Here is a 1,637-nt window from a genome sequence, read left to right as displayed (position 1 = left end):
TGATCGCCGGGTGCGAGGCCCTGCGCGCGTGGCTCAACGCCCACCACCGGTTCGTGGTGCCCGCGGCCATGACCGTGGTGCTCAACGGCGTGGCCGTCGCGATCGTGCTGCTCGGCGACCGCCAGATCGGCTCGCTGCCCGCGGCGTACGTCGCCGGCGCGACGGTCCAGCTGCTGCTGATGACGATCTTCGCGCTGAGCGTGGGCTGGCGGCCCGCCCGGCCGGCCGTCCGGCACCCGGAGGTGCGCCTGCTCGTGCGGCTGTTCGTCCGGCCGTCCGTCGCGGCCACGCTGAACCCGCTGACCCGGGTCGCGGAGACCGCGGTGGCGTCGTTCCTCCCGCCGGGCAGCGCGACGGTCCTGCACTACGGCCAGCGCGCGGTGAGCGCGATCGGCGGCACGGTGCTGTTCCGCTCCGTGATGCTCGCCGTGCTGCCCCGGCTCACCCGCGCGCACCTGCTCGACGACCCCGTTGCCCGCCAGCGGCTCGCGAACGTCGGCATGCAGCTGATGGTGATCGTGTCGTTCCCGCTGACCGCGATCACGCTCGTGCTGGTGCGTCCGGCGACCGAGGAGCTGCTCGGCATCGGTCGCTTCAGCGCGGCCGACGCGCGCCTGCTCGGCGTCGTCCTCGCCGTGCTCGCGTTGTCCTTCCCGCTCTCGGCGGTCCAGCGCGGCCTGCTCGCCCCCTTCTACGCGGTGCGCAACACCCGGGTGCCACTGCACAACGCGGTCGTCGGGACGGCGGTGAACCTGGCCCTGCTCGGCGCGTGCCTCGCTGCCGGGGACCGGGACAGCGCCGCAGTGGTGGCCATCGCCGGGGCCTACGTCGTGGCCAACGTCGCCAACGTCGCGCACGCCCGTTGGGCGATCGGGCGGAGCGGGCTGGGAGTTCCCCGGGCCGGCCGCGCGGTGGTGCTGCGGTCCGCGCTCTCCGCGGTCGGTGGAGGTGTCGCCGCCGCGGTCGTGTGGGAGGCGTCCTCCCTGCCGCCCGTGTGGCGGCTCCTCCTCGGCGGGCTCGCCGGGGTGGCCGCGGTCCTGGTCGTCGAGCTGCCGGGCCGCGTGCCCCGACCCTCGCCCCAGGCGATCGCTGCGAGCTCGGGCCTCGCCGTCGGGGCGTTGGTCGCGAGCACGGCGGCGGCCGCTGGCGCCCTGGCGCTGGTGTCCGGCCGGCCGCTGGGCGTCGCCCTGCTGCCCGCCGGCCTGCTCGTCGGTCTCGCGGTGGTCGCGCTCGCGCTGGCGCGCTTCGACGTGTTCGTCCTGGCGTTGCTGGCCGGGCGCACCAGCATGGATGCCTTCAAGGGAGGCTCCGGCACCAGCATCACCGAGCCGGCAGCGCTGGTCGGCGTCCTGTTCCTGGGCGCCGGCCTGGTCTGGCTGGCCGCCCAGTGGCGCGAGGACGGCTTCGTGCGCCTGAGCCGGCTGGGCTGGGCGGTGGTGGCGTTCGCCGGCGCCGCGCTCGCCGGCGTCCTCGTCGCTCCGGCTCTCGCGCCGGCGCTCGTCGAGTGGGTCCGCCTGGCCAGCGTGTGCACGATGGTGCTGGTCGCCGAGCGGCTCGCCCGGACACCGGGCTTCCGCGAGCGGCTCGTCGTCGCGATCGCAGCGGCCGCGGTCGTCCCGCTGGCCGTCGGGGCCTGG

At 76.2% G+C, this 1,637-nt stretch carries 1 protein-coding gene; it reads left to right on the top strand.

Annotated elements, in window-relative coordinates; translation table 11 throughout:
- Positions 1-1,637: lipid II flippase MurJ (locus ACTUAL_RS24435; RefSeq protein ID WP_440901897.1), on the top strand; the 1,637-nt coding region annotated here is incomplete at both ends.

The sequence above is a fragment of the Actinosynnema sp. genome (assembly GCF_052038725.1).
Note: the sequence above shows the minus strand (reverse complement) of the source record. Positions and strands in the feature narration are given on the sequence as shown.